The following is a 5,426-nucleotide window of genomic DNA, read 5'->3' as shown; positions in this document are numbered from 1 at the left end:
ATTAACCAATCCTTTGGAATCCCACGCATTCCAAACGTTCCTATAAAACCCGTGGGATAAAGACTGCTTTCTTCTTCCAAAGGAATAGAGGTAGGATTAACAAGATGCCAATGATCTTCATTATAAAACAATGTATAAATGCACCCTTGTTGGATTTCCCCTCCTGATAAGGCACTGATGCCTAATTCTGTCGCCTTATAAACCGGCTTGCCATCTAAAGTGTTTAAGACAATCGTGGTCGCTCCAACATTCCTGCCCGTCGCCATAAAGCGCAAAACGATACCATTCTTATACTCTAAAAACTGTGAAGTGCTTGCAAGCCTTATCACACTCGTTTGTTGGACATGATCATTTGTAACAATGCCTTCAAGCTCTCCACCCGTGTCTGACAAGTATTCCTTTACGCGTTGCATCATCACACGGGCGCTCGTATTCACACTGCTAGGATACTGTCCTTCGGACCAATCAATCAAATCATCTACGCGCGTATTATCCGCCGCTCTAAGCGACCAATCATAAATCGTTGACATCTCTCGTGAATCCTAATTCCGGTAAAATGGTCCGTAAAACGCCCGCATGAATTGCGTCATCAAAGGATTATCATCATCACTCTCTTCTTCTTCCGAAGCCTCTTCTTGTGATGCTAATAATGCCCTTAAAACCTCTAACAAGTTGTCTCTATTTCTAATGCCACCATGCGCTGTAGGACTTGCTCTATGAGGCTGCCCACCATACATCTGTAACACACGGTTGACAAAATCACTTGCACGCATAGCGTTGTTTCCACCATTCAAGCCAACCGCATTGCTGCCAACAATTTGCGCCGCATTGGCATGGGGATTTTGCAAAAGACGCGCGGCTCCTCCTGCCCCTTGTTGATGTGCTAAATACAATTCCGCTTCACTAGGCGCTCTTCCCAACAGACGGCTTAAATGATTGCGATTATCAAGTGTCAACCGCCCCATGGCATCTGCCGCTTGCATGGGGTCAAACCTATCCTGCAAACCATATTGTTTGGCGGTGCTGTCTATAAATTGATACAACCCACCAGCAGAAGAGCGTGGATTCCTTGCATTCGGATTGCCTCCACTTTCAACTTGCGCAACACGGTACAAATAGCTCTCTGGCAAGCCGTAACGTGCTGCCGTTTGCCGTATCGCTTGATTAACAGAAGGACTATAACGGGTCATAGCCTAATCCTCTTCTACCTTGGTGTACTCAGCATATTAAATTGACCAGCCAATGCTTTTCCTCCTCCTCCAAGCAAAGCAGCAGAAAGCTTTTTCACCCATTCTTTTGTAGCGTATCCCTTTTCTTGCGCTTTAATCATATCTTGAATGAGCTTTGCAATTTTATCATTCGGAATCTGTGTCCCCCCTGTTAACAATTTGACAACATCCTTTTCAATCCGTTGACGCTCTCTAAACGCTGCCTCTTTGAAAGGAATCCAAGAAGCCTTCACCGCTGCTTTTCCTGCTTGCATAGCTGCATCAAATTTACCCGTTGGCATACTGACATTATGCGTAAAAGAGATCTTTTCATTCGCTACACGATTGGGTATTCTGTTATAAAAATCTGCATAATTAGCTTCTCTATCGACAACCTTCTTAACAGCAGAAGCTTTATCTGCTCCATAAATCTTTGCAAATCGTTCATATAGATCATTCGTACCAAAAATCTCCTTTGCCTTGGACACTTCATCTTTTGTTTGACCCATGCCTTGTAAAAGTTTTGCTCTTGATCCCTTTTTAAAGTATTCTTGTTGTCCCTCTGGTAATTCATCAAAAATTTTACTGAATCTATCCTTATTAACCGACTTTCTAAGGACTTTTTCTCCTTCGCCCATAGCATCTACATCTGAACTATATTGATGATATAATGCCCGTCCCTTCTTATATTCAGACGATATATCATCCATAAGCTCTAATAATTTTTTCTTGATACCTACTAAACTGCGAACTTGGCTATTATCTCCTTGTCTCTTTTCGGTCCTTATCATTAAATCGACGACCTCTTTAGTCTTATGAAGAGCCCCCATGTTTGGTTTCTCCTTAAGGAGACTAAATTTTTGAGAAGAAAACGGACTAACGTTGTTGCCATCCGTAATAAACCGCTTTAGTCCTTCATCATAAGCTTGTTTGAAGTATGGACGCTTCATTAATTCATTAAGAGCACCATAATATTTTTCTTCTATCGGCGTTTTCTTGGCTATTTCATAAAGAGTATGTGATTCTGCTTCTCTACTCGCGATAAGATCATCTTTTAAACCTGTAACATTTTGACGAGGAATAAAGTGTTCATCTGCTGCCTGATGAATACGCTCCCCTCCTCCCAGCGCTCTCTGCCCAGCTCTTTTGGTCAAATCAAGATAAGCTCCTTGGTTTCTTTTCGCGATATCAAAAACAAGATCCTGTAAAAAAGGACTATGATCAGCTACGTAATCGGTAGGAACTGCATTCTTAAAAGAGTTTCCTAGCTCTTCAGAAGCCTCCTTACCTAAATGTTTACTGATTTCTCTTAATGTGTCTGTTGCAACACCTTGCTTATGAGAAGGAGAAAGAAGTCTTCGTATTCCACCGACAGTAGAACCAGCCAAATGACCTAAAGCACTGCCAACCACTGTCCCTGCTGCTCCTAAACCACCACCAACTGCTGCACTTTGAAGTGTATGACCTAACCCTACCCCTTCACCTGCTCCATGTAATGCACCAGATGCCGCCCCTACTTTAAGCAAATGAGGAAGTGTTGTGTTTTTTGTGATGCCTAAAAACGGACTGGCTTTCCCACCTACATATTTCACTCCTGCGCCTACCCGTTTCCCTACCGTGCCTACCGGTGTTGGAACGGCTTTCAAAAATGCTTGACCTAATTTTGAAGTAGCAGGAGGCGCTATCCGCCCCGCTAGTCCTGCAACCGCTCCTGTTCCTAACGTCGCAAGTGAAGGTAAAGCAGCCCCTACAACATTTCCTAACAAAGACGTCCAATAATGCGTATCACTCATCCTACGTTGATAATCACGTATTCTATTGGCTTCTTTCTCATACTTATCTTCGTATTTCTTATCACCAGATAACCAATATCTGTACAGCCCCTTGCGAAAAGCATTTAGTGCATTCTCATTCTCATCATCACGTCCTGCCGCTGTGATCCCTGCAATTTCATCATCTAAATTAAAACTGAGACCATGCTTTAAAGAATTCCAAAAAGCTTCACTCCCACTTATTTCGGGATGTTGGGGTGATGTTTCGTATTCATCTTTAGGGATACGGCGTATAACTCTTATTCCAGAACCAAAATCCGGAAATGGTTCCTCTACCGATTTTTCGTATTCATGTTTAGGAATACGGCGTATAACTCTTATTCTAGGACCAAAATCTGGAAAATCTTGATGAGTATTATTATGATGGACCATTTATCTATCCCTAATAATTTCATACATATCGTTACCGTGCCGAATGGATGCTCTATCTCCAATAGCAAGTTTTTTAATGTCTTCTCTGCTACTTATAGTTGGCAAGTTTTCAACACCTCTTTGCGACATCGACTGATTAGTAAAAGATTGAGAAGCGTCTTTTTTACGCCGTCTTACTTCCATTCCTCTCGATAACCTATAAATTTCCTCATCATTCAGTTCTTTAAAACGATCAAACATATATTTAATATTTAAAAGCCTTTGATATAATTCTTCTGGGTTATCGCTAATATCTAAAGAACCATAAGATTCTACTATTCGCCTGCTTTCTTCATTAGATAACGGTCCAACACCTACGGTTCCATTCTTACTTTGCGCTTTAATCCCTGCAATCACTTGATTAAAGATACCACCTTCAAGTTGTTTTAATTGATTTTTTAAAGTTCTTGCATCAGTCGTTGGTAAAATTTGAGCTACAGAACCAATCGTACCTGTAGCCCGTTTGGGATTCTTCTCTATAATATCAAGAGCCTTATCAATTGCACCCACAGTATTATTAATTTCATATGCTGCTCTATCAGCAGCCTCTCTCTTATTTATTTCCCACTCTTCTATGTCTCGTTTTTTCTGATTATACTCAAGTTCCTGTAGAGACCCTTTAATCGGTCTCGCTTCACGTTCACCTGTCTGTGGATTGGTATACCATTGATGCCCCAGAGGTAACTTAGAAGTATCACCTGTTAGCAATGCACTAAGCATTTGAGGATTCCGTGCCATGACAGCAGCTTCTTCATCACTGTAGCCTTTGGACTTTAAATAATCGACAGTCTGGTTAACCTGCCCTCTTTGTTTATCTCCTTCATTAAGATGCTTCACACCACTTGCAAGCGCATCCCATCCAGAACCATCTGTGGGTGCTGCCGCCATACCTGCAAAAAGATCTTTGAGCTTCTGATACGCATCTGATTGAAAAAACTTATAAGTATTGGACTGTAAAAATTTCTCTGCATCTGTCAGTTCAGGAGTCGGTGTTGGAGATGCGGGTGCTAATGGTTGCGTTTGTTCATTAACATGAAGTTTAAGTTCTTGTGGAGTACTCTCTAGTGCATTTGGCATAGATGGCTGTTGATCAACTCCTAAAGGCATTTCCGTTTTAGGAGCCGTATAGGGCATAAATGGTCCATATGGCTGCTGCATATTCTGTAAATAGGGGTTGTTTGGAGCATGTACTTCCTCTGGTGCCATCAAAGGGGCAAGAGTCATTGCCCCTCCAGTAGCTATGGCACTCTTTGGATTTGCTTTCATGAATTGTCCAAATCTTTGCGCCCCTGTAATCGCTTTTGGAGCCACTCTGGGATAAAGATATCTCATAATATGTGGTGCAAATCTCGCTCCTGCTACTAAAGCCATTGGTATTATCGGTGCAACCATCACACTCTCCTACAAAACTATTCTTTAATTATTCTCCAGAGCTTTCTTTTGATTCATGTAATCTAAAAAAAACTTGGATGCTCCTCCTGCCAACGCTGCTCCCATTGGACCACCTGCCATATAACCAAAAGCCATCGGTGCTGCTTGAAGTGCCAGAGAACCTATAGCCCCTACATTTTTCCATGGGTTATTGCCTTGCACCATAGAGGCTGTATTATTATTCGTCGTCGTGCCGTAATTCCTTGCAAAGCCATGACCGGCGTTCATAAGCATATTCAACCTATTCCAGCCGCTATTGTCTTGTTCCAGCCAACGTTCACGATTGGCATCAACAACTCTCTGATTGTGGGCATCAAGCACACCTCCCCCCTGTATGGCATTGGAATAGGCATTGCCATAACCCTGTAAGAAGTTATTTGAGGCTCCCAACTGATTTTGATTGGCTTGGTCTATCAGTGAATTCGCTTGCATCATGCGATCCGCATCACGATTATATTGATCTGCCATAGCACTTGTGGACAAAGCACCAAGTTCATTTGCCAATACACCTGCATGTGCACCGGACCCATAACGACCCGCACCT

Annotated in this window: 3 protein-coding genes and 2 pseudogenes; all 5 read right to left on the bottom strand. The window is 42.3% G+C overall.

From position 1 onward, the window contains the following. Window positions 1-530: pseudogene (locus ACFIJR_RS08600) on the bottom strand (phage tail protein); the annotation flags it as partial. A gap of 12 nt (window positions 531-542) precedes the next feature. Then, on the bottom strand, window positions 543-1,190 hold the full coding sequence (locus tag ACFIJR_RS08595) for a transglycosylase SLT domain-containing protein (RefSeq protein ID WP_375649223.1): 648 nt from the start codon (window positions 1,188-1,190) through the stop codon (window positions 543-545). 14 nt (window positions 1,191-1,204) lie between these two features. Next, window positions 1,205-3,412: a hypothetical protein gene (locus tag ACFIJR_RS08590; protein ID WP_375654017.1), complete on the bottom strand. Its 2,208-nt coding sequence runs from the start codon at window positions 3,410-3,412 to the stop codon at window positions 1,205-1,207. Beyond that, the gene (locus ACFIJR_RS08585) at window positions 3,413-4,843 is read right to left on the bottom strand and encodes a hypothetical protein (RefSeq protein ID WP_375654016.1); all 1,431 of its coding nucleotides are present in this window, start codon (window positions 4,841-4,843) and stop codon (window positions 3,413-3,415) included. 24 nt (window positions 4,844-4,867) lie between these two features. After that, a pseudogene (locus ACFIJR_RS08580) lies at window positions 4,868-5,426 on the bottom strand (hypothetical protein); the annotation flags it as partial.

This window comes from Bartonella sp. OD88NMGDW (assembly GCF_042193775.1).
Taxonomy (GTDB): domain Bacteria; phylum Pseudomonadota; class Alphaproteobacteria; order Rhizobiales; family Rhizobiaceae; genus Bartonella; species Bartonella grahamii.
Note: the sequence above shows the minus strand (reverse complement) of the source record. Positions and strands in the feature narration are given on the sequence as shown.

What these genes read in the sequence shown, in the direction of transcription:
- ACFIJR_RS08595 (WP_375649223.1), bottom strand. Translation starts at nt 1,190, where the DNA reads ATGACCCGTTATAGTCCTTCTGTTAATCAAGCGATACGGCAAACGGCA.
- ACFIJR_RS08590 (WP_375654017.1), bottom strand. Translation starts at nt 3,412, where the DNA reads ATGGTCCATCATAATAATACTCATCAAGATTTTCCAGATTTTGGTCCT.
- ACFIJR_RS08585 (WP_375654016.1), bottom strand. Translation starts at nt 4,843, where the DNA reads ATGGTTGCACCGATAATACCAATGGCTTTAGTAGCAGGAGCGAGATTT.